Annotated in this window: 1 protein-coding gene; it reads left to right on the plus strand. The window is 60.3% G+C overall.

Annotation, left to right across the window (positions count from 1 at the left end; translation table 11 throughout):
* The first annotated feature begins 502 nt into the window (after positions 1-502).
* On the plus strand, positions 503-1,378 hold the full coding sequence (locus tag SY1_RS09590) for a helix-turn-helix transcriptional regulator (RefSeq protein ID WP_208873623.1): 876 nt from the start codon (positions 503-505) through the stop codon (positions 1,376-1,378).
* Positions 1,379-1,593 lie beyond the last annotated feature (215 nt).

The following is a 1,593-nucleotide window of genomic DNA, read 5'->3' on the forward strand; positions in this document are numbered from 1 at the left end:
GATACGAAGTAGGTATCCACCAGGTTGTACAGGGCCGTCACCAGCATGCTGACGACCATCGGCATTCCGAGCCGAAGCAGGGCCACGGTGACGTTTCCCTCCCCCATCAGACGAATTCTCTCTTTTTTGTCCATGCTGCGCATCCCCTTCTTAACAATTTCCCGTGCTCCGGGATTTTTGTTTCGCCGGCAAAGCGTCAACACTCTATTCCCTCGAACGGAAAAAGACAAGGTACCCCGCCTACGAACGCCGCACATACGTCGAGTGCCTTAAAACGCCTGTGCAAGGGGGATTCGTCGTTTTCAAACTCGTTTACGTTAAAATGTCGTGATGTTTATTGGGTATGCTATTATCTTGTCGAGGCTCGGGCGAAAGGGTGAAGACGATGCAGAGGAATCCGGGTTCCGACTCCCGGTCGCAGGAAGATTTTTTATGGCTGCCGGTGGCCCCACAGTTCATACCGGACACGGAGCGTTCGTCGCCGCACGATCGCCTTTACCGCATGGCGCCCGAGTATGGCGATGGGACCCTGCGGGTCCTCGACTTCAACAAACTGTTCGTCGTCCTCATCGCGAACTTCGTCCCCCACACGACCTTCGAGCATACATGGCGGATTGCGCGGAAGTACCTGGAGATCGGCTGCTTCGACACGGACTCCAGCTCCTACCGCGTGGGCCGGCGCAGGTTCAAGCGGGTGGAGCGGGGGATCGTCTGTCACATCAACGACAGCCGCACCGTGTTCGTGCGCTGCGAGGCCGGCGTGCCTGCGTGCTTCACCAAGATTCGGGTCTCCGGGGAATACTTCGACGGATTCCTGAGGGAACGTTATGGGGAGGACTACGAAGCCTCCCGGGACGCGGTGGCTTTCCTGTCCCGCAGCCCCAACCCGCCGGAGCTGCGCTTTCTCTTCCGTCAGATTCGGGACTGCCGGGCCGAGGGAGCCGCCAAGCTCCTCTACATGGAGGGCAAGATTCTGGAGGCGCTGTCGCTGATCGCGCTGAACTTCGAGTGCCGGACCGAGACGCCGCACCTGGCCGTAACCTTGGACTCGGAGGACCACAGGGGGCTGCGACGGGTCGTCGCTGCGATGGCAAAGGACCCGGCCGCATATCCCAGCATACGGGAACTGGCCCGGCTCGCCTGCATGAGCACCTCGCGTTTCCAGCTGGCCTTCCGCAAGGAGTACGGGACGACGCCCTACGGGTACCTCAAGAACCTGCGCATGAACCGGGCGCTTACGCTGCTGCAGGAGTCCGACCTGTCGATCGGAGAGGTCGCGGCCCGGGTGGGATACGGCAATTCCGGGCACTTCGCGGGACTTTTCAAGAGGGCCTACGGCATAGGGCCGAAGGGCTATCGGACCCTGTACCGGGGGTAACCGGCCGCCTCAGGCCCCTTGGCCGCAGCTGCCCCATAACACCCTGGTAACCCTGACAAAATTTCTATGCTCCTGGGAGGTCAAAGTGCCGCAGCGCTTCTGCTTTCACGGTGCCGGGAGGGAGACTCGAACTTCCACAGTGTCGCCATGGGGTTTGCGACCCGTTGTTGCTATAATAAAGCCAACGAATACGTTGCCTTCAGGGGTGATGAACG

The sequence above is a fragment of the Fretibacterium fastidiosum genome (assembly GCF_000210715.1).
In the GTDB taxonomy this organism is placed as follows: Bacteria; Synergistota; Synergistia; order Synergistales; family Aminobacteriaceae; genus Fretibacterium; species Fretibacterium fastidiosum.